This window comes from Klenkia brasiliensis, from assembly GCF_900100695.1.
Taxonomy (GTDB): Bacteria; Actinomycetota; Actinomycetes; order Mycobacteriales; family Geodermatophilaceae; genus Klenkia; species Klenkia brasiliensis.
The window spans coordinates 98,693-118,633 of sequence record NZ_FNCF01000008.1 but is presented as its reverse complement, the minus strand read 5'-3'; the positions used below and the strand labels follow the sequence as shown (position 1 = coordinate 118,633).

Sequence of the window (19,941 nt, the reverse complement as noted above, 5' to 3'; positions counted from 1 at the left end):
TCGCCGCCGTGGCGGCGCACTTCGGACGCGACGTCGACACCTGCGCGGCCAAGGTGGAGGCCATCACCGCCGACGCCCGGGCGCGCGGGGTGGACCTGCTGGTCTTCCCCGACGCCACGCTCGGGGGCTACCTCGGTGGGTTCGGCGCGGTGGGGGAGACCGGGCTGCCGCCGGCGCTGGCCCCCGACGACGCCGTCTTCGACCGGCTGGCCGCCGCGGCCGGGCCCGCGGTGGTCTGCCTGGCCTACCGGGAGGCGGCGGGCGGGGAGTTCTTCAACAGCGCCGTGTGCCTCACCGGGGACGGCGTCCTGGGCCGGCACCGCAAGGTGCACCAGCCCGCCGGGGAGCTCGCGGCCTACGCCGCCGGCGACGCGTTCGCCGCCTTCGACACCCCGGTCGGCCGGCTCGGCATGCTCGTGGACTACGACAAGACCTTCCCCGAGGCCGGCCGCACCCTGGCCCGCGACGGCGCCCAGCTGCTGGCCTGCCTCTCGGCCTGGCCGGCCTCGCTGACCAACCGCGCACCGCGGCTGCTGCAGGACCGGCAGTCCCGCCTGTTCGACCTCTACGACTGCGCCCGCGCGGCGGAGAACCAGGTGGTCGTGGTGTCGGCGAACCAGACCGGGACGATGGGCCGGCTGCGGTTCCTGGGCCAGTCCAAGGTCGTCGGCCCCGGCGGCGACGTGCTGGCCCGCACCTGGGCCAAGGCCGGCCTGGCGGTCGCCGAGCTCGACGTGGCCGGCGAGGTCGCCCGCGCCCGGCTGGTCCTGTCGCACCTGCGCGAACTCCGTCCGGAGGCCTACTCGTGAGGATCGCGCTGCTGACCTACTCGACCAAGCCCTGCGGCGGGGTCGTGCACACCCTCGCGCTGGCCGAGGCGATGGCCCGGGCCGGGCACCAGGTGCACGTCTGGTCGCTGGGCCGCGGTGGCGACGCGGCGTTCTTCCGGCCGGTCGACCCCGCGGTCGGGCTGCGGCTCGTCCCGTTCCCGGACGTGCCCGGGGAGGACGTCGGCGCCCGGATCCTGCGCTCCATCGCGGTGCTCGGGGCGGCGTTCGGCGACGAGGACTACGACGTGGTGCACGCCCAGGACTGCATCTCGGCCAACGCCGTGCCCGACTGCGTGCGCACCGTGCACCACCTCGACCGGTTCACCACCCCGGAGCTGGCCGCCTGCCACGAGCGCGCCGTGGTCACCCCGCACACCCTGGTCTGCGTCTCCGCCGCGGTCGCCGCCGAGGTCCGGGACGGGTGGGGCCGGACCGCCACCGTCATCCCCAACGGGGTGGACGGCGCCCGCTTCGCCGCCGCGGCCGGGCCGGACGGCGAGGCGGAGCGGGCCCGGTGGCGGGCCGGGCTGGGCCGGTACGTGCTGGCCGTGGGCGGCATCGAGCCGCGCAAGGGCACGCTGGACCTGGTCGAGGCGATGGCGCTGGTGCGCGACCGGCGCCCGGACCTCGGCCTGGTCGTGGCCGGGGGCGAGACCCTGTTCGACTACCGCGACTACCGCGCCGAGGTCGACGCCCGCGCCCGCGCGCTCGGCGTGGCCCCCGTCGTCCTGGGCCCGGTCGACCACGACCGGCTGCCCGCGCTGGTCGCCGCCGCCGAGGTGTTCGCCTTCCCCTCGACCAAGGAGGGCTTCGGGCTGGCGGCCATGGAGGCGCTGGCCGCCGGGGTCCCGCTGGTGACCCGCGACCTGCCCGTGCTGCGCGAGGTGTTCGAGGGGGTGGCGGACTTCGCGGCCACGCCGCCCGCGTTCGCCGACGCGGTCGTGTCCGCCGCGGCCGGCGCGGACCCGGCGCGGGTGGCGGCGGGGCGCACGGTGGCCGCCGCGCACGACTGGGACACCGCTGCCGCCGCGCACCTGGCCCTCTACCGCACCCTGCGGTGACCGGTCAGGCGACGACCACGCGGGCCCGTGCCTCGACCAGGACCTGGTCCAGCCGCCCGAGGGTCTCGGCCAGCGAGCGGGCCCGCTCGGCGAGGGAGGACCGCTCCTCCTCCAGGCGCGCGACCATGGCCGGTGTCGTCGTCCCCGAGTAGATGCAGGGCAGCAGCTCGGCCACGTGCCGGGCCGGGACCCCGGCGGCGAACAGCAGCTGGATCAGCTCCACGCGGGCCACCGCGTCCGCGTCGTACTCGCGGTGCCCGCCGCCGGTCCGGTGCTCCCGCAGCAGGTCCAGCTCGCCGTACCAGCGCAGGGACCTGGTGCTCACCCCGGTCCGCCGGGCCAGTTCCCCGATCCGCACCCTCGTCCTCCTCGTGCCGCAGCTCACAGCAGCCGGTCTTGAACCTCACACGCGTGTCAGATCCTAGCGTCGGACGCATGGACATCGAGAACGCCACCGCACTGGTCACCGGCGCCAACCGGGGCCTGGGCCGCGAGTTCGCCCGCCAGCTCCTGGCCCGCGGTGCACGCGTGCACGCCACCGCCCGCGACCCCCGCACCGTCGACCTCCCCGGCGTCGAGCCGCTCCGGCTCGACGTCACCGACCAGCGCAGCGTCGACCTCGCCGCCGCGCACGCCCCGGACGTGTCCCTGCTGGTCAACAACGCCGGCATCGCCACCCTCACCGACCTGCTCACCGGGGACCTGGACCGTGCCCGGGAGGAGATGGACGTGCACTACTGGGGCACGCTGCGCGTCACCCGCGCCTTCGCCCCGGCGCTGGCCCGGGCCGGTGGGGGAGCCGTGGTCAACGTGCTGTCGGTGCTCTCCTTCCGCACCTACCCGGGCAACGGCGCCTACGCCGCGGCCAAGGCGGCGCAGTGGTCGCTGACCCACAGCACCCGGCTGGCGCTGGCCGCCCAGGGCACCCAGGTCCTCGGCGCGCACCTGTCCTCCACGGACACCGACATGATGGCCGGCTGGGACGTGCCCAAGAACGACCCCGCGGACGTCGTCCGGGCCGTCCTCGACGGCCTGGCCGCCGGCGCCGACGAGGTGCTGGCCGACGAGGAGACCCGGGAGGCCAAGCGGTTGCTGGCCGGCCCGCCCGCGCAGCTGCACGCCGCGGTGGCGCCCCGTCCCTGACCCGCCCCGGCGACCACCAGGGAACGCACAGCCGGCCCGTCGACACTGCGGCCGTGACACCCGACGTCGGCGACCGGCGAGCAGCACCCCTGACCGCGGGACCGGCCGGCGCCCTGCCGCGGCGCTGGCTGGTCACCGAGGTGTGGCTGGTCTTCGCGCTCTCGCTGGGGGCGTCCGGGGTCCGCGCGGCGGTGCAGTTCGTCGGTGCGCTGCTCGAGCCCGCTCCGCTCGCACAGCAGGCCGCGGTGCTCAACGGGTCGGCGGCGCCCGGCCGGCCGTGGCTGGACCTCGCACTGCAGCTGACCTACCTCCTCACCGGGCTGGTGCCGGTGCTGCTGGTCGTGCACCTGCTCACCCGGTCCGGCGAGGGCACCCGCCCGCTGGGGCTGCGTCCCGTGCGGGCCGGCGCGGACCTGGCCCGCGGGGTCGGCCTGGCCGCCCTCGTCGGCGGCACCGGGCTGGCCCTGTACCTCGCCGCCCGCGGGGTGGGGGCGAACCTGACGGTGGTGCCCGAGGCGCTGCCCGACACGTGGTGGCGGATCCCGGTGCTGGTGCTGTCCGCCGCGCAGAACGCGGTGCTCGAGGAGGTGCTGGTCGCGGCCTACCTGCTGCACCGGCTGCGCCAGCTGGGCTGGTCCGACGGCCGCGCCCTGGCGGTGAGCGCGGTGCTGCGGGGCAGCTACCACCTCTACCAGGGCCTGGGCGGGTTCGTCGGCAACGTGGCGATGGGGCTGCTGTTCGGGCGGCTGTACCAGCGCTGGGGCCGGGTCGGCCCGCTGGTGGTGGCGCACACCCTCATCGACGTCGTCGCCTTCGTCGGCTACGCGCTCCTGGTCGGGCACGTCCCCTGGCTGCCGGGGTCCCCGACGGGGTGAGCCCGGCCCCGGAGCTCGAAGCGGACCGTCCCGCCGGTCGACACCAGGGCGGTCATGCCCACGGCCCGCAGCACCGCCTGGGACCCGGCGTTCGCGGCGTCGCAGCCCGCGGTCAGGCAGACCAGCCCCGCGGTGCCCAGGAGGTGGTCGCACAGCGCGGACACCGCCTCGGTGGCGAAGCCCTGCCGGTGGTGGCTCGGCGCCAGTTGGAACCCGACGTCGCCACGCGGTGGGTCCCCGGCGGGCACCCACACGCCCACGTCGCCGATGACCCGGCCGGTGGCCCGCAGCTCCACGGCCCACCCGTGCCAGGCGTCGACCTCGGCGCCGGTGAGCGCGGCCTGCGCGGCGACGTACCGCCCGGCCGCGGCGGCGTCCATGGCCGGTCCGGGCAGGTGCCGGCGGACGTCGGGGTGGTCCTGGTAGGAGAGGAGGTCGGCGGTGTCGGCGACCCGGAAGGACCGCACGACCAGCCGCGGGGTGACCAGCGGCGTGCCGGCCCGCACGCCGACCGGGGCAGGGGGCCGGCCCGTCACCGGCCGGCCTGCGCCCGGATGCCGGCGAGCAGCAGGTCCAGACCGGACCGGAAGACCTCCTCGTCGTCGTGGACGGCGAACTCGTCGGCGACGTGGTGGGCGAAGGGGTACCGGTCGGGGTCCAGCGCGCGCCACCGCTCGGCGTACACCGCCAGGAACCGGTCGGGCTCCATCCCGCTGTCGAGGAACTCCTGCGGTGGCGGCTGCGCCATGTCCGCGGCCACCCCGACGACGTAGTTGACCAGCGACGACACCGCGTGGAACTGCTGCTTCGCGGTGAGGTCCAGGCGCATGAGCTGCTGGCCCAGCCGGTCGAACATCAGCATCGAGTTCGGCTGCAGGCCGGTGTTGCGCAGCATGTAGGTGCCGAACCAGGGCCGGCGGCGCATCTCGTCGAACAGGGCCAGCGACAGGGCGCGCAGGTCCGCCACGGGGTCGGGACCCCGGCCCAGGTCGGCGGTGTCCTCCAGCAGGCGGCCCATCACCTCGTCGGTGGCCCGGTCCAGCAGCTCGTCCCTGCTGGACACGTACCAGTAGATGCTGGCGACGCCGCCGCCCAGCCGGGCGGCCAGCGCCCGGAAGGTCAGCGCCGGTTCCCCTGCCTCGTCGAGCAGGGCGATGGCTTCTGCCAGGACGGCCTCCAGCGAGTGGGTCGCCCGTCGTCGTCCGGTCATGCTTGCACTCTATCGAACGGCGTTCTATGGTTCGAACCGCGTTCGAGAATCGAACGTTGTTCGATCACTCGGAGGTGTGCCATGACCACCACCCACCCCGTCGCCCCCGCACCGACCCACGCGTCGCTGCGGGCCGCCGCCGTGCCGCTCGCCGCGCTCTGCCTGGCCTTCTTCGTCGAGATGGTCGACAACACGCTGCTGTCGATCGCGCTGCCCACCATCGGCCGCGACCTGGGCAGCGGGACGACCGCGCTGCAGTGGGTCACCGGCGCCTACTCCCTCACCTTCGGCGGTCTCCTGCTCACCGCGGGCGCGGCCGCCGACCGGCTCGGGCGCCGGCGGGTGCTGCTCACCGGTCTGGCCGCCTTCGGCGCGACCAGCCTCGCCGTCGTGTGGGTGTCCACCACCGGTGAGCTCATCGCGCTGCGCGCCGCGCTCGGCCTCGCCGCCGCGGCGATGGCCCCGGTGACCATGTCGCTGATCTTCCGGCTCTTCGACGACGAGAAGCTGCGGATGCGCGCCATCACCGTCGTCATGGTCGTCGGCATGTCCGGCTTCGTGCTCGGCCCGCTGCTCGGCGGCACCGCGCTGGCGCACGTGAGCTGGACCTGGCTGCTGCTGGTCAACGCCCCCATCGCGCTCATCGCCTGGATCGGCGTCCGGTTCGGCGTGCCCGCCGACCGCCGCGAGGACCTGACCGCCGACCCCCTGGACCTGCCCGGCGCCGTCCTGACGGTCGCCGCCGTCGGCCTGGGCTGCTACGCGCTCACCAGCGGCGTCCAGCACGGCTGGCTCGCACCCGTCACCCTCCTCGCGGCGCTGGGCTCCCTGGCCGCGGGCACCCTCTTCGTCCGGCACGAGCTGGCCGCCGAGCACCCGATGGTCGACCTCCGGCTGTTCGCGGCCGGGCCGGCCCGCGGCGCGGCCATCACTCAGATGGCCGCCTCGATCACCATGGCCAGCGTCATGTTCGGGCTGGTCCTGCACTTCCAGTACGCGTACGGCTGGAGCCCGGTCCGGGCGGGCCTGGCCAACCTGCCGCTGATCGTCACGATGATCGCCGCCACCCCGCTGTCGGAGTGGCTGGCGGCCCGGTTCGGCCACCGCACGGCCTGCCTGGTCGGCGCGGTCCTGCTCGTGGTGGCGATGCTCGGCATGGCCTGGGGGGTCGAGCACGGCTACCCGGCGATCGCGGTCGCGATGGTCGTGCTGACCGTCGGGCTGCGCACCATCATGACCATCTGCGCGGTCGCGCTGGTGGAGGCGATGCCGGCCAACCGCACCACCATGGGGGCCGCGCTCAACGACACCGCCCAGGAGATCGGCACCAGCCTCGGCACCGCCGTCGTCGGCACCATGATCGCCGCGCTGGTGACCGCGACGCTGCCCGCCGGGGTCTGGACGTCGGACCTGGTGACGTCCTTCTTCGGCGGGGAGCGGATCACCTACCTGGTGCTGGCCGGCGTCGTCGGCCTGGTCGCCACCTACGGCGCCCTGTCGCTCACCGACTCCCGGGCCACCGACGAGCACTGACGCGCCGAACTGGTTGCACACAGCTACCGTCCAGGTGTCGGCCGACGGCGTCCGCACCCGAACCCACCCACCCGCACCGAGGGACAGCTGTGACCGAGCCCGACGCCCACCCCTACCCGCAGCGCTGGCTGGCCCTGGCCGTCATCGCCGTGACGGTCCTGATGATCGTGCTCGACGCGACCATCGTGAACATCGCGCTGCCGGCCGTCTCGGCCGACCTGGACATCACCGAGGCGAACCAGCAGTGGATCGTCACCGCCTACACGCTGACCTTCGGCGGGTTCCTGCTGCTGGGCGGGCGGGTCGCGGACTTCTGGGGCCGCAAGCGGACCTACCTGGTCGGCGCGGTCGGCTTCGCCCTCGCCTCGGCGCTGGGTGGGCTGGCGACCAACGAGGCGATGCTGTTCGCCGCCCGCGCCCTGCAGGGCACCTTCGGTGCGCTGCTCGGCCCGGCCTCCCTGGCGCTGATCACCGTGCTGTTCACCGACGCGGCCGAGCGGGCCAAGGCCTTCGCCGTCTACGGCGCCATCGCCGGCGGCGGCTCGGCGGTCGGCCTGCTGCTGGGCGGTGTGCTCACCGAGTACGCCGACTGGCGCTGGTGCTTCTGGGTGAACGTGCCGATCGCGGTCCTCGCCGTCGTCGCCGCCTGGCGGATCGTGCCGGAGTCGCGGGCGCCGGGGGAGACCACCTACGACGTCCCCGGTGCCGTGCTGGTGACCGTCGGGCTGGCCTCCCTGGTCTACGGCTTCACCAAGGTGGCCGAGGCGGCGCAGTCCGGGGACGGCGGCAGCCCGTGGGCCAACGGCCCGGCCCTGGCCTTCATCGGTGTCGGCCTGGTCCTGGTCGCCGCGTTCGTCGTCGTGGAGCTGCGGGTGCGCAACCCGCTGCTGCCGATGCGGCTGGTGCTCGACCGCAACCGCGGCGGGGCGTACCTGACCGCCACGCTCGTCGGGGCCGGGCTCATCGGGTCCTTCTTCTTCCTCAGCCTCTACTTCCAGCAGGTGCTCGGCTACACCCCGGTCGCCGCCGGCTTCGCCTCGTTGCCGGTGACCGCCGGCGTGCTGGTCGCGGCCGGCAGCGCCAGCCAGCTCGTCCCGCGGGTCGGGCCCAAGCCGCTGATGGTCGCCGGCGGTCTGTTCGCCGCAGCCGGGCTGTTCCTGCTGTCCTTCCTGGGCCTGTCCACCCCGTTCTGGCAGGTCGCCCTACCCGGGCAGGTGCTGCTGGGCCTGGGTCTCGGCTTCACCTTCGTGCCGCTGTCGAATCTGGCCCTCGTCGGGGTCGGGGAGCACGACGCCGGCGCGGCCAGCGCGGTGCTGCAGGCCGTGCAGCAGGTCGGCGCCTCCGTGGGCACGGCGCTGCTGGCCACCTTCTCGGTCACCGCGATCACCGAGGCGCTGGCCGAGCGGCCGCCGACGCCTGCCGACCCCACCGCCCCGCTCGTCGCCCAGGTCGAGGGCTACACGACCGCCTTCGCGTGGGGGGCGGGCTTCCTGCTGGTCGCCGCGGTCGTCTCCGCGGTGCTGATCAAGGCCAGCCGGGAGGACCTGCCCGCCGAGGCGGCGGTGCACGCCGGCTGACGCCTCAGCCGGTGAGCGCGGCGGCCAGCCGGTCCGGGGCCGCGGGGTCGGCGCAGGTGAGGAACAGCGAGGGCTCGACCAGCTCGACCTCCAGCACCTGGGAGGTGCCGTCCTCGGCGCGCACCAGGTCCACCCGCGCGTAGCGCAGGGGGCCGAACCTGCGGGTGACCACGTCCAGCGCCGTCCCGGCCACCTGCACCTGCTCGGCGGTGGCGGTGTGCGCGGCGTTCTCCTCCTGCGCGAACAGGTCCTGCACCAGCGCGGCCTCGGGGACCGCGACGCGCTTGCTCGCCGCGTGGCTGAACGCACCGCCGAGGAAGACCAGCGGCCACTCGCCGTCGGTCGCCACGGACGGGACGAAGGGCTGCACCAGCGGCACCTGGCCGCTGCGGTGCAGGCCGCCGACGTGGTCGGCGGCGGCGTCCTCCTGGCCCGGGCGGTACGTCGACGTCCCCCGGCTGCCGGCACCCACGGCCGACTTGACGACGAAGCGGCCGGCCGGGAAGGCCGGCGCGGTGCCGGGCGGCACGAACTCCGTCGGGGTGACCGGCACGCCCGCGTCGGCCAGCTCGCGCAGGTAGTGCTTGTCCAGGCTCCACCGGACGGCGGGGAGCGGGTTGACCAGGTCGGTGACCCCGTCCACCCGGGCGAGCCAGTCCAGGAAGGCGGGGAGCCGGTCGGCGTAGTCCCAGGTCGAGCGCAGCACCGCCCGGTCGAAGGCGGCCCAGTCGACCCCGGCGTCGTCCCGGTCGACGACCTCGACGGCGACCCCGGTGCGCAGGAGGGCCGCCAGCGCGAGGGGCTCGTCGTCGTCGCGGCCGCGGGCCGGGTGGGTGGTGACCCACGCCAGGGTGGAGATCGTCACGGGGTGGTCCTCCTCGCCGGTGGTGCCGCCGATCGTCGCACCCCCGGCCGCGGGTCCCCGGACGGTCAGGGGGCGCCGTGCCCGCGTCCGGGTCCCTGGTCGTCGTCCCGGTGGCCGCCGCCCGGGCCGTTGCCGTTCCCCCGGCCGTTGCCGTTGCCGTTGCCGTTGCCCGGTTGGGCGGCGTTCCCCGGGCCGTTCCCCGCGCCCGAGCCGGTGCCGGTCCCCGGTCCGTTCCCGGGTGCGCGATCGGGGCCCGGGGTGCTCCCGGCCCCCGGAGCCGTGCCGGCCGGCTCCTCCGCGGCCGCCCGGGTCGCCGCGGCCTGGGTCGCGGGGACCTGCTCCGCCGCGGGGGCGGCGCCGGTGTCCGCGGCGCCGGTGTCGGAGACGACGGTCAGCGTGGGTGCGGCCGGGACGTCGACGGTCGCGGGGGAGGGGTCGGTGGTCGGATCCGCCGCCGGGGCGGCCGACCCGTAGGAGACGGTGACCGCGGCGCCGGGCGGCAGCGGCGTGCCGGTCGGGTCGACCCCGGTGACCAGGCCCGCGGTGGACCCGTCGCCGGCCACCTCGGTGCTGGTGACCGACAAGCCCAGAGCGGTGAGCGCGGCGACCACCTCCTGCACGGGACGCCCGGTCCAGTCGGCGGCGTCCAGGGTCACGGCGGCCGGGGTGCTCGAGGTCGTCGCGGGCTCGGCCACCGCCGGCGCCGTGGTGCCGCCGAGACCGACCACCGCGACCGCGCCGCCGCCCACGACGAGGAACCCGGTCAGCGCGGCCGAGGCCAGCACCCGCCGGCGGGTCCAGCGGGGGCGCGCCGGCCCCCGGTCCGGACCGGGGGTGCGCAGCAGGGCCCGGGCGGTGGGGGGGACCACGGCGAGCGGGCGGGTGGGTTCGTCCGTGGCGCCCAGCCGACGGCGGGCGCCCTCGGCGGCGGCCACCACCGCGTCGCCGTCGGCCAGCCGGCCCGCGGCGTCCTTGACCAGCATCGCCGCGACGAGCTCCCGCACGGGGGCGGGGACGGTGTCGGGCAGCGGGTCGGGCTCGTCGTGCAGCTGCCGCATCGCCACGGCCACCGAGTTGTCGCCGTCGAAGGCGCGCCGGCCGGCCAGCAGCTCGTAGGCCACCATGCCCAGGGCGTACACGTCGCCGGCGGGGGTGGCCACCTGCCCCCGCGCCTGCTCCGGGGACAGGTAGTGCGCCGTGCCGACCACCTGCCCGGCACTGGTCAGCGCCGTGCTCCCGGCCGACCAGGCGATGCCGAAGTCGGTGACGGCGACCGACCCGTCGGGCCGCAGCAGCAGGTTCCCGGGCTTGACATCCCGGTGCACGATCCCGGCCTCGTGCGCCGCCGCCAGCCCGGCACCGGCCTGCGCGACCACGTCGAGCACCTGCTCGGCCGGCAGCGCCCCCACCCGCCGGCGGACGGCGGCCAGGGACTCCCCGGGCACCAGCTCCATGACCAGCCAGGCCAGGTGCTCGCCCCCGTCGACCCCGGTCTCGCCGTAGTCGTACACCGCGGTGACGTTGCGGTGGCCCAGCAGCGCGGCGTGCCGGGCCTCGGCGCGGAACCGGGCCAGGAACTCCGGGTCACCCGCGTACTCGTCGCGCAGCACCTTCACCGCGACCGGCCGAGACAGCCGGCGGTCGTGCGCCCGCCACACCTGGCCCATGCCGCCGGTGGCGATCAGCGACCGCAGCTCGTACCGGTCGGCGAGGACGGGGAGCTCGGGCACCGGCACAGGGTCTCCCGTCCCGGACCGTCCCGCCGGTCGGCGTCACCCGTCCAGGTGCGCCGACAGGGGACGTCGGCACCGCTCCCACCCCCGCCCTCACGGTGCGTGAGCGCTCCGGTCAGGCCGAGCCGCTCCAGGCCGCCGGGACGATGGTCCACATGATCTCGGACTCGACGTCGGCGGGGTTGGACCAGGTGTGCGGGTCCCGGCCGGAGAAGGTGAGGGTGTCGCCCTCGGCCAGCTCCACGGACTCGCTGGCGAACCGCAGGGTGACCCGCCCCCGCAGCACGTGCACCGACTCCACCTCGCAGTTGATCGTGTAGAGCTGCGAGCCGCCGCTCGCACCGGGCTGCAGGGTCGAGCGCAGCAGCTGCACCCGGGACTCCGCGCGGGGCGTGAGCAGCCGCTCGACCGCGCCGGAGCCGCCCATGTTGATCAACGGGGCGTCGGCGAGCGGGACCACCCGCTGCACGGGGTCGTCGAACAGGGCGCCGACCGGCAGGGAGAGCACCTGGCACAGGGTCACCAGGCTGGCGACGCTCGGGGAGGTCTCGTCCCGCTCCACCCGGCTGATGAAGCCCTTGGTCAGCGCCGTCGCCTCCGCCAGCTGGTCGATCGTCAGCCCCTGCGCCCGGCGGGTCGCGCGCAGCTTGGCGCCGATGCGCAGCGGTTCCCCGGACGGCGCGGGGTGAGGGGCGGCCACGGCAGCATCTTCGCCGGTCAGCCGGGGGAGGGGGACGAGCGGCCCCCGCTGGTCCACCTGCACGTGCGGTCGGCCGTCCTGGTGCGTCGAGCGGGCGGGTGCAGACTGGCCCCGTCGGTGAGGAGGACGCGTCGGTGGGTCTCGAGGGTGCGCGGGTCACGGTGGTCGGCGCCGGGGTGGTGGGGCTGTCGGCCGCGCACGACCTGGCCGCCGCGGGCGCGACCGTGCTGGTCGTGGGCGACCGCGCCGCCCACGAGGGCGTGTCCGGGGTCGCCGGGGGCCTGTGGTTCCCCTACCGGGTGACGACCCCGCCCGGGGCCGACGACGTCCTGCTGCGGTCCCGGGCCCGCTTCGAGGAGCTCGCCGACCGGCCGGGGACGGCGGTCACCGTCCGCGCGGGCACGGTGGTCGAGCGGACCGCGGCACCGGACCGGTCGTGGACGGCCGCGGCGATCGGCCCACGCGAGGCGCGTGCCGACGAGCTGCCCGCCGGCGCCGCCTCCGGGGTGCGGGCGTCGCTCCCGGTGGCCGACACCCCGCACTACCTGCGCTGGCTGCGCGACCGCTGCGGCCACCTCGGCGTCGTGGAGCAGCGCGCGCAGGTGCACGACCTGGACGCCACCGCCGCGGCCACCGCGGCCGACCTGGTCGTGCTGGCCGCCGGCGGCCGGTCGGGGGAGCTGGTGGCCGACCCCGACCCCGGCCACCCCGTGGGCGGCCAGGTGGTGCGGCTGCGCAACCCGGGCCTGGTCGAGTGGCTGCTCGACGAGGAGGACCCGGCGGGCCTGACCTACGTCATCCCGCGGGGCGAGGACGTGGTGTGCGGCGGCACCGCCGACCCGTGGCCCGCCACGACGGCGGTCGACCCCGGCGTGCAGGAGCAGATCCTTCGGCGGGTGGTCGCGGCGGTGCCCGCGCTGGCCGGGCAGGATGTGCTGGGGGCCGCCTACGGCCTGCGCCCCGCGCGGGCCACCCTGCGGCTGGGTCCGGTCCCGGGCGGCGCCGTCCCGGTCGTGGCCTGCTACGGCCACGGCGGCGCCGGGCTGACCCTGTCGTGGGGCTGCGCCGAGGCCGTCGTCCGGTTCGCCGCCGCGCTCCTCGGGCCCCGGACAGCGGACCGGCCCGGACCCCCGACGGGGTCCGGGCCGGTCGACGACCTACCTCAGTTCGTGTAGCGCTGCGCCTCGTCGCGGACGGCGTCCACCGGGTTGCCGGTCGACTGCACCTCGCGGCGGGCCGAGGGCGCCTCGGACTCCACCTTGTCCAGCACCTTCTCCCAGCGCTGGCGCATCGGGACGATGCCGCCACCACCGACGGCCACCACGACGACGCCCACCAGGGCGGCGAGGGAGGCGTACAGGACGGCGTTGACCACGTTCTGGGCGATCTGCAGCTGGTCCAGCGCGGCGATGACGCCCAGCGCCAGGATCAGCGTCGAGGTGGCGTTGGCCAGCACCCGGGCGTAGGACAGCGAGCCCAGCGCGTTCTGCACCAGCAGCTTCGCGCCGGCGGCGACCGCGGCGGCGATGACCAGGATGAGGATCGCCACGAACACCCGCGGCAGGTAGCCGATCACCGCGGACAGGTAGTCGCTGATCGGGTTCTGGCCGAAGACGCCGAAGGCGGTGGAGAGCACGAAGAGCATCACGGCGTAGAAGACGATGCGGCCCAGGATCTGGCCCGCGTCGTACTGCGAGTTCGCCAGCACGCGCTTGATGCCGCCGCGCTCGACGGCCCGCTCGAAGCCGACCCGGTCGAGGACCCGGACCAGCACCTTCTCGAGGGCCTTCGCGATGAAGTAGCCGACGGCGAGGATGACGAGGAACAGCACGAGGCGGGGGAGGAACTGCAGGACGGTGTCCAGCGCGTTGCGCGTGGACTGGCCGACGTCGTTCATGCGGGGTCTCCAAGGTCTGGCTCGACCATGCCGGGGTCCGGGATGGGCCCCGGGACGCCCCGGGTGCAGCCGATCAGTGCCCCACGATCTTCTGGAGAAACACGTTCTCTACGGCGTAAGCCGGGCGACGCCGCAGGCCGGCGCAGCCCGCGTCAGGTCGTGATGCGCAGCAGCTTGTCCACGCCCATCGCCTGCAGCGGCCGCAGGGCCGGCCGGCTGGGGTGCAGCAGCTCGACGGTGCGCGGCTCGGCGGCACGCGCGATCTTGATGACCAGCGTGATGCCGGCGCTGCCCATGAAGGTGACGCGCTGGGCGTCGATGCGCGCGACGTCGTCGGTCGCCTGCTCGGAGCGTTCCCAGGCGTTGACGAGGGCGAAGTCCACGTCGCCGGCGAGCACGAGGGTGCTGCCGTCGACGGTGATGGAACCGGAGGTGATGGCGTCCAGGTCGGGGAGGTCGTCGTCCATGGCGCACCGACCCTAGCGTCCTGCGCACCCACCACGGGGGTTCGACCCGGGAGCGGCGGGGAAGAGGGTGCGGGCATCCAACAGAGGGGGAGGACCCGTGGCCGAGCACGGTGTGGAGAAGGTCCGCGAGCTGGTGGCGGACGAGAAGATGGCGATGCTGACGACGGTCGGCGCCGACGGCTCGCTGCAGAGCCGGCCGATGTCGCTCCAGGAGGTCGAGTTCGACGGCGACCTGTGGTTCTTCGCCGAGGCCGGTGGCGGGCCGGCCCAGAGCATCCAGGCCAACCCGACGGTCAACGTGACCACGGGGTCGAGGTCGGCGTGGGTCTCGATCTCCGGTCGCGGCAGCGTCGTCACCGACGTGGCCAAGAAGAAGGAGCTGTGGAACTCCGGCGCCGAGGCGTGGCTGCCGCAGGGCCCCGAGGACCCCTCGGTCGTGCTCATCAAGGTCGACGGCGACAGCGCGGAGTACTGGGACACCCCGGGCGCGGTGGCCACCGCGCTGAGCTTCGTGAAGGCGAAGGCGAAGGGCGAGCGCGCCGACGTCGGGGAGAACGAGAAGGTCGAGCTGCCCTGACCGGCGTCGCCCGGCCCGGCCCGCGCCGGGCCGGGCGGCACCCGTCCGGGTGAGGGGTCTGGATCCGTTCCGCAATGCGGCGTCCACTGGGTCGAGGGCCGGTCCCGGCCCCGACGAGGAGCACCCCATGCACGAAGCCGTCGAGCACCCGGCGGACCACCGACCCGAGCTGGACTCGCTCACCGACCACGAGTCGCTGGCGCGACCCGACGGCGTCCCGGTCGTCGGCACGTCGACCGTCCACGGGTCGATCACGCTGGTCGCCGGCACCCTGGTCCTGGCCGGCGACGTCGGCACCGACCTGTGCCTGGCGTTCCGGGCCACCGCGCCGACGCTGGACGGCGTGCAGTGCCTGGATGCCCGGCAGGTCACCTTCCTCGGCAGCCCCGGGGTGGGCTTGCTCGCCCAGGTGGCCCACGACCGCGGGGCCGGGGTGCCCCTGTGGGGCAGCCGCGCAGCGCTGCGGCCGCTGCGGCTGACCGGGCTCGACCGGCTGTTCGACGTCCGCCCCGCCTGACCTCCGCACCGCCTGGGCACTGCCCTGCCTGGGTACTGCGCGGCCCACCGGCTGTGGTTGCATGCGCGCGTGCCCGCCGTCGAGGACACCGGCCCGACCGTCGTCCCGTTCCGCGCCGCGGTCCGCGCGTGGTTCGCCATCTCCCTGCAGACCTTCGGCGGCCCGGCCGGCCAGATCGCGGTCATGCAGCGCTCGCTGGTCGAGGAGAAGCGCTGGATCGGCCAGCGCCGGTTCCTGCACGCGCTGAACTACTGCATGCTGCTGCCCGGACCGGAGGCCCAGCAGCTGGCCACCTACGTCGGCTGGCTGCTGCACGGCACCCGCGGTGGCCTGGTGGCCGGCGGGCTGTTCGTGCTGCCGGGCGTGGTCGCGCTGCTCGTGCTCTCGGCGGTCTACGTCGCCTTCGGGACGACGACGGCGGTCCTCGCCCTCTTCGCCGGCCTCGCCCCGGCGGTGCTCGCCGTCGTGGTGCAGGCCGTGACCCGGGTGGGACGGCGCGCGCTGACCAGCCCGGCGCTCGTGGGCATCGCCGTCGCGGCCTTCCTCGCGCTGACGCTGTTCGGGGTGCCGTTCCCGGTGGTCGTGGTCCTGGCCGGTGCGGCCGGGTTCGCGCTGGGCCGCTGGCGGCCGGCCCTGCTGCGGGAGCGGGCGGCCGCCGCCGTGCCCGACGACGGCCCGCCCCCGGTCGTGCCCGACGACGTGCTGCACACCGCGGCCCCCTCCTGGCGCCGGTCGGTGCGGGTGCTGCTCGTGGGCCTCGTCGCCTGGGGCGTGCCCCTGGTGGCGGTCGCCCTGCTCACCGGGGCCGGCAGCACGCTCACCGAGCAGGGGCTGTTCTTCTCCGGCACCGCGGTGGTGACCTTCGGCGGCGCCTACGCCGTGCTGGCCTACGTCGCCCAGCAGGCCGTCGGCGGGTACGGCTGGCTGGCGCCGGGGGAGATGGTCCGCGGCCTCGCGCTGGCCGAGTCCACGCCCGGACCGCTGGTCATGGTCGTGCAGTTCGTGGCCTTCCTCGGCGCCTACCGGGCTCCGGGTGACCTGGACCCGTGGGTCGCCGCGGTGCTGGCCTCCCTGCTGGTCACCTGGGTGACCTTCGTGCCGAGCTTCCTGTTCGTGCTGCTCGGGGCGCCCTGGATGGAGCGGCTGCGCGGCAACCGGAGCCTGTCCGCCGCGCTGACCGGCATCACCGCCGCCGTGGTGGGCGTGATCGCGAACCTGGGCCTCTACTTCGCCGTGCACACCCTGTTCCGCGGGACCGGCGAGGTGCGGTGGGGGCCGGTGTCGCTGCTGGTGCCCGACCCGGGCACGCTGCGGCCGCTGGCCGTGGTGCTCGCCGTCCTCGCCGCGGTGCTGCTGTTCCGCGCGAAGCTGTCGGTCCTCGCCGTCCTCGGCGTGTGCGCCGCGCTGGGGCTGGTCGCCGGTCTCGCGGGGCTGCCGGTCAGCTGACCGTGGGCCGACCCGCCGCGGACACCAACCCCGCGGCGAGGTCCCGCACGCGGGTGTTGGTGTCGTTGGAGCGCCGCAGCAGCTCGGCGAAGGCCTGGTCGGCGTCCCAGCCGTGCTCCTGCATGAGCAGCCCCTTGGCCTGCTCGATCACCGCGCGGCTCTCCTCGGCCTGCCGCACCCCGTCGGCCGCCGCGACCAGGTCCTGGTGGTCCAGCACGTTGGCCAGCACCACCGCGACGCCGACCAGCTCGGCGGCGACCGCGGGCACGTCGTCGGGGACGAAGGCGCCCGCGGGCTCGGCGTAGACGTTGACCGCCGCCCGGATGCCGTGCTCGCGGGGCACCGGCACCGACAGGCAGCTCAGCGTGCCCCGGCGGCGGGCCTCCGCCGCGTGGGCGGGCCAGCGCTCGTCGACCCGGGCGTCGGCCAGCAGGTGCGGCTCCCCGCTGCGCGCGGTGTCCAGGCACGGACCGGTGCCCTCGGTGTACTGCGCCTCGTCGAGCTCGTGGGCCAGCAGCCCGGTGGCGGCCACGGTGCGGGCCCGCCGGCCGCGCAGCAGGGTGAGGGAGGCCGACGCCGCCGCCGGCAGCACCGCCTCGACGTGCCGGGCAACCAGCAGCGCCACGGACTGCACCGTCTGCTCGGTCACCGGCAGCAGCGGCAGCCGCCGCGCCAGCCCACCGCCCTCGGGCGTGGTCCCCGCCGTGTGCACCGTGCCCATGCCGCCCTCCCCGGGTCGTGCACCTCACCTGCCCCGTCCGGCGCCGGTTCACCCCTCCGTGACCGACCCGGGCACTAACCTGTCCGCGTGACGCGCGCCCAGGGCAGGACCGGCAGCGCGGCCCCGGCGCCGTCGCGCGACGAGCTGGGCGACGCGGTCTGGACGGTGCCCAACGCGCTGTCGGTGCTGCGGCTGCTCGGCGTCCCGCTGTTCCTCTGGCTGCTGCTGGGCCCGCAGGCCGACGGCTGGGCGGTCGCCGTCCTCATGGTCTCCGGGGTCACCGACTGGGCCGACGGCAAGCTCGCCCGGGCGCTGGGCCAGTCCAGCCGGCTGGGGGCGATGCTCGACCCGGCCGCCGACCGCCTCTACATCGTGGCCACGCTGGTCGCCTTCGTGATCCGCGACGTCGTCCCGCTGTGGTTCGTCGCCGCCATCGTCGCCCGCGAGCTGGTGCTGGCCGTCGTGCTGCTGGTGCTGCGGCGGTACGGCTGGCCGCCGCTGCAGGTGCACTACCTCGGCAAGGCCGCGACGTTCCTGTTCCTGTACGCGTTCCCGTTGCTGCTGCTGGCCGCCGGCACCGGCACGCTCGCCGCGGTGGTCGCCCCGGTCGCCTACGCGCTGACCATCTGGGGTGGTGCGCTGTACCTGCTGTCCGCCGTCCTGTACGTGGTGCAGGCCGTCGGCCTGGTCCGGCAGGCCCGGGCCGAGCGGGTCCCGGCGTGACGACGACCCAGCAGCCCTCCCGCACCCGGTCACTGGGGGCGTCCCTGCTCGACCAGGTCCTCGCCGAGACCGTCGACCCGGCCTACGCGCAGGCCGCCGCGGCCCGCGCCGCCCGGCCGGCGCCCACCCGCGGCGCGCGCTCGCGGGGGCAGGCGCTGGTCGCGGTGACCATGGTGCTGGCCGGCCTGCTCGCCGCCCTGACCTACGGCCAGGCCTCCGCCGGCACCGAGGGCCGGCAGGAGATCCGGGCCGCCCTCATCGCCGACATCGACCGGGAGTCCGGCGTCACCGACGACCTCGTCGCCTCCCTCGCACAGGTGCAGGGGGAGGTCGGCGCCGCCCGCGACCAGGCGCTGTCGGCGTCCACCGGCGGCCAGCTCGCGCTGGACCAGCTGGCCCGGCAGGAGGCCGGCGCGGCCACCGAGCCGGTGCACGGGCCCGGGCTGACCGTGACGCTGGGCAACGCGCTGCCCTCGGCCGACGACGACCCGGTCGCCACCGCCGCCCCCTCCGACGGCGAGGTCGCGCAGGTGCTCGACCGCGACCTGCAGCTGCTGGTCAACGCCCTGTGGTCCGCCGGGGCCGAGGCGATCAGCGTCGACGGCCAGCGGCTGGGCCCCACCACCACCATCCGCCAGGCCGGCGGGGCGATCCTGGTCGACCTGCGGCCGGTCAGCAGCCCCTACGAGGTGCTGGCCGTCGGCGACCCCACCGCCCTGCAGAACGGGTTCCTGGCCGCTCCCGAGGCCACCTACCTCGCCCAGCTGTCCCGGACCTACGACTGGGTCTTCGAGTTCAACCGGTCCGACGACCTGGAGCTGCCCGGTGCCAGCAGCCCCGAGCTGCGGTCGGCCCGGCCGCTGACCCCCGACACCGGCGCGCCGTCCGGCCCCCCGGGCACGGCACCGGCCGGGGACGACGGAGACTGACCCGGTGATCCCCATCCTCGGCCTCGCGGTGGGCGTGGTGCTCGGCCTGCTCCTGGACCCCAGCGTCCCGGTCTGGCTGCAGCCCTACCTGCCGATCGCCGTCGTCGCCGCCCTGGACGCGGTCTTCGGCGGCATCCGGGCCCGCTTCGACGGGATCTTCGACGCCAAGGTGTTCGTGGTGTCCTTCGTGTCCAACGTCGTCGTGGCCGCGCTCATCGTCTTCCTCGGCGACCAGCTCGGCGTGGGGGCGCAGCTGTCGACCGCGGTGGTCGTCGTCCTGGGCATCCGCATCTTCGGCAACGCCGCCGCCATCCGACGCCACCTGTTCCGGGCCTGAGGGGAGCACCGCCGTGGCCGACGAGGACACCTCCCGGGAGAGCACCCCGGACGACGGGCCGGGGGCGACCCCGCAGGACGACGCCGCCCGGCCCTCGCTGTGGCACCGGTTGCGGCACCGCCGCCGCGACCGGCTCGCCGCCGCGCTGATCGGCGTGCTCACCCTGCTGCTGGGCTTCGCCTTCGCCGTGCAGGTGCGCAGCACCGACACCGACACCGCCTACACCGGTGCGCGCGAGGAGGACCTGGTGAGCATCCTCGACCAGGTCAACGCGCGCGAGGACCGGCTCCGGCAGCAGATCAGCGAGCAGCGGGCCGCCCTCGAGCAGCTCACCGACACCGACAGCCAGGCGGCCGCGGCGCTGGCGGAGGCCCAGCAGCGGGCCACCGAGCTCGGCATCCTCAACGGCAGCCTGGCCGCCCAGGGCCCGGGTCTGCGGATGACCATCAGCGACCCCGGTGACGACATCACCCCCGCGGTCCTGCTCAACGCCGTCCAGGAGCTGCGCGGCGCCGGTGCGGAGACCATGCAGGTCGACGACGTGCGGATCGGGGTGAGCAGCGCGATCACCGGCTCGGGCGGCGCGCTGCAGATCGACGGCCAGGACGTCGACGCGCCCTACGTCGTGCTCGTCATCGGCGACCCGCAGGTGCTCGCCACCGCCATGGACATCCCCGGCGGGGTGAGCGCGGCCGTGCGCCGCGAGGGCGGCGACGTCACGATCGTGCAGTCCGACCAGGTCGTGGTGGACGCGTTGCGACCCCTCGACCAGCCTCAATACGCTCAGCCCACCGACTAGA

The 19,941-nt window shown here is 75.6% G+C and carries 23 protein-coding genes; 14 read left to right on the top strand and 9 right to left on the bottom strand.

Annotated features, from left to right (window positions below; translation table 11 throughout):
• Positions 1-8: 8 nt before the first annotated feature.
• Positions 9-809 carry a carbon-nitrogen hydrolase family protein gene (locus BLT39_RS20375; RefSeq protein ID WP_242658581.1) on the top strand — a complete coding sequence of 267 codons (801 nt, stop codon included), beginning with the start codon at positions 9-11 and terminating at the stop codon, positions 807-809.
• Positions 806-1,891 carry an MSMEG_0565 family glycosyltransferase gene (locus BLT39_RS20370; protein WP_091068481.1) on the top strand — a complete coding sequence of 362 codons (1,086 nt, stop codon included), beginning with the start codon at positions 806-808 and terminating at the stop codon, positions 1,889-1,891. The genes BLT39_RS20375 and BLT39_RS20370 overlap by 4 nt, the downstream gene beginning before the upstream one ends.
• A 4-nt stretch (positions 1,892-1,895) precedes the next feature.
• On the opposite strand, the gene BLT39_RS20365 is transcribed toward BLT39_RS20370, so the two are convergent.
• The gene (locus BLT39_RS20365) at positions 1,896-2,249 is read right to left on the bottom strand and encodes a MerR family transcriptional regulator (protein ID WP_091068477.1); all 354 of its coding nucleotides are present in this window, start codon (positions 2,247-2,249) and stop codon (positions 1,896-1,898) included.
• A gap of 77 nt (positions 2,250-2,326) precedes the next feature.
• On the opposite strand from BLT39_RS20365, the gene BLT39_RS20360 reads away from it, so the two are divergent.
• A complete protein-coding gene (locus BLT39_RS20360) occupies positions 2,327-3,034 on the top strand; it encodes an SDR family oxidoreductase (protein ID WP_091068475.1) in 708 nt (235 codons plus the stop codon).
• Between the two features lie 53 nt (positions 3,035-3,087).
• Positions 3,088-3,909 (top strand): CPBP family intramembrane glutamic endopeptidase, encoded by an 822-nt coding sequence (locus BLT39_RS20355; protein ID WP_207508237.1) that lies wholly within the window; start codon positions 3,088-3,090, stop codon positions 3,907-3,909.
• Here BLT39_RS20355 and BLT39_RS20350 read toward each other — a convergent pair.
• Both BLT39_RS20350 and BLT39_RS20345 read right to left on the bottom strand, forming a co-directional pair.
• A complete protein-coding gene (locus BLT39_RS20350) occupies positions 3,855-4,445 on the bottom strand; it encodes a GNAT family N-acetyltransferase (RefSeq protein ID WP_091068472.1) in 591 nt (196 codons plus the stop codon). The two genes, BLT39_RS20355 and BLT39_RS20350, sit on opposite strands and share 55 nt — an antisense overlap.
• Positions 4,442-5,119 carry a TetR/AcrR family transcriptional regulator gene (locus BLT39_RS20345; RefSeq protein ID WP_091068469.1) on the bottom strand — a complete coding sequence of 226 codons (678 nt, stop codon included), beginning with the start codon at positions 5,117-5,119 and terminating at the stop codon, positions 4,442-4,444. The genes BLT39_RS20350 and BLT39_RS20345 overlap by 4 nt, the downstream gene beginning before the upstream one ends.
• Before the next feature lie 81 nt (positions 5,120-5,200).
• Here BLT39_RS20345 and BLT39_RS20340 point away from each other — a divergent pair, with 81 nt between their 5' ends.
• Positions 5,201-6,652 (top strand): MFS transporter, encoded by a 1,452-nt coding sequence (locus BLT39_RS20340; protein WP_091068466.1) that lies wholly within the window; start codon positions 5,201-5,203, stop codon positions 6,650-6,652.
• An 89-nt stretch (positions 6,653-6,741) separates the two neighbouring features.
• Positions 6,742-8,229 (top strand): MFS transporter, encoded by a 1,488-nt coding sequence (locus BLT39_RS20335; RefSeq protein WP_242658580.1) that lies wholly within the window; start codon positions 6,742-6,744, stop codon positions 8,227-8,229.
• A gap of 4 nt (positions 8,230-8,233) precedes the next feature.
• Here BLT39_RS20335 and BLT39_RS20330 read toward each other — a convergent pair whose 3' ends face one another.
• The 3 genes from BLT39_RS20330 to BLT39_RS20320 all read right to left on the bottom strand — a co-directional run bounded on the left by BLT39_RS20330 (position 8,234) and on the right by BLT39_RS20320 (position 11,527).
• A complete protein-coding gene (locus BLT39_RS20330) occupies positions 8,234-9,094 on the bottom strand; it encodes an ATP-grasp domain-containing protein (protein ID WP_091068463.1) in 861 nt (286 codons plus the stop codon).
• Positions 9,095-9,159: 65 nt separating this feature from the next.
• Entirely contained in the window at positions 9,160-10,824 is a 1,665-nt protein-coding gene (locus tag BLT39_RS20325; RefSeq protein ID WP_242658579.1) for a protein kinase domain-containing protein, read from the bottom strand.
• Positions 10,825-10,942: 118 nt separating this feature from the next.
• Positions 10,943-11,527 (bottom strand): helix-turn-helix domain-containing protein, encoded by a 585-nt coding sequence (locus tag BLT39_RS20320; RefSeq protein WP_091068596.1) that lies wholly within the window; start codon positions 11,525-11,527, stop codon positions 10,943-10,945.
• 134 nt (positions 11,528-11,661) lie between these two features.
• Here BLT39_RS20320 and BLT39_RS20315 point away from each other — a divergent pair, with 134 nt between their 5' ends.
• Positions 11,662-12,702, top strand: a complete 1,041-nt coding sequence (locus BLT39_RS20315) for an FAD-dependent oxidoreductase (RefSeq protein ID WP_091068460.1) — start codon at positions 11,662-11,664, stop codon at positions 12,700-12,702.
• On the opposite strand, the gene BLT39_RS20310 is transcribed toward BLT39_RS20315, so the two are convergent.
• Both BLT39_RS20310 and BLT39_RS20305 read right to left on the bottom strand, forming a co-directional pair.
• Entirely contained in the window at positions 12,690-13,424 is a 735-nt protein-coding gene (locus BLT39_RS20310) for a mechanosensitive ion channel family protein (protein WP_091068457.1), read from the bottom strand. The genes BLT39_RS20315 and BLT39_RS20310 overlap by 13 nt on opposite strands.
• Positions 13,425-13,576: 152 nt before the next feature.
• Positions 13,577-13,891, bottom strand: coding sequence for an STAS domain-containing protein (locus BLT39_RS20305; protein ID WP_091068454.1), 315 nt, complete (start codon positions 13,889-13,891; stop codon positions 13,577-13,579).
• A gap of 97 nt (positions 13,892-13,988) precedes the next feature.
• Here BLT39_RS20305 and BLT39_RS20300 point away from each other — a divergent pair, with 97 nt between their 5' ends.
• The 3 genes from BLT39_RS20300 to chrA all read left to right on the top strand — a co-directional run bounded on the left by BLT39_RS20300 (position 13,989) and on the right by chrA (position 16,431).
• Positions 13,989-14,468, top strand: coding sequence for a pyridoxamine 5'-phosphate oxidase family protein (locus BLT39_RS20300; protein WP_091068450.1), 480 nt, complete (start codon positions 13,989-13,991; stop codon positions 14,466-14,468).
• Between the two features lie 127 nt (positions 14,469-14,595).
• Complete coding sequence (locus BLT39_RS20295) at positions 14,596-14,985, top strand: STAS domain-containing protein (RefSeq protein WP_091068447.1); 390 nt, start codon at positions 14,596-14,598, stop codon at positions 14,983-14,985.
• Positions 14,986-15,054: 69 nt separating this feature from the next.
• A complete protein-coding gene (chrA, locus tag BLT39_RS20290) occupies positions 15,055-16,431 on the top strand; it encodes a chromate efflux transporter (protein WP_207508235.1) in 1,377 nt (458 codons plus the stop codon).
• Here the strand turns inward: chrA and BLT39_RS20285 are convergent.
• A complete protein-coding gene (locus tag BLT39_RS20285) occupies positions 16,424-17,152 on the bottom strand; it encodes a GAF and ANTAR domain-containing protein (RefSeq protein WP_091068439.1) in 729 nt (242 codons plus the stop codon). The two genes, chrA and BLT39_RS20285, sit on opposite strands and share 8 nt — an antisense overlap.
• An 87-nt stretch (positions 17,153-17,239) precedes the next feature.
• On the opposite strand from BLT39_RS20285, the gene clsA reads away from it, so the two are divergent.
• Genes clsA through BLT39_RS20265 form a run of 4 tightly spaced genes read left to right on the top strand, consistent with a single transcriptional unit; the run spans position 17,240 to position 19,940 of the window.
• Positions 17,240-17,875 (top strand): cardiolipin synthase ClsA, encoded by a 636-nt coding sequence (clsA, locus tag BLT39_RS20280; RefSeq protein ID WP_242658578.1) that lies wholly within the window; start codon positions 17,240-17,242, stop codon positions 17,873-17,875.
• The gene (locus BLT39_RS20275; RefSeq protein WP_091068435.1) at positions 17,872-18,804 is read left to right on the top strand and encodes a DUF881 domain-containing protein; all 933 of its coding nucleotides are present in this window, start codon (positions 17,872-17,874) and stop codon (positions 18,802-18,804) included. Before clsA ends, BLT39_RS20275 begins: the two co-directional genes overlap by 4 nt.
• A 4-nt stretch (positions 18,805-18,808) precedes the next feature.
• The gene (locus BLT39_RS20270; RefSeq protein ID WP_055768226.1) at positions 18,809-19,141 is read left to right on the top strand and encodes a small basic family protein; all 333 of its coding nucleotides are present in this window, start codon (positions 18,809-18,811) and stop codon (positions 19,139-19,141) included.
• A gap of 13 nt (positions 19,142-19,154) precedes the next feature.
• Positions 19,155-19,940 (top strand): DUF881 domain-containing protein, encoded by a 786-nt coding sequence (locus BLT39_RS20265; RefSeq protein WP_091068431.1) that lies wholly within the window; start codon positions 19,155-19,157, stop codon positions 19,938-19,940.
• Position 19,941: the final 1 nt, after the last annotated feature.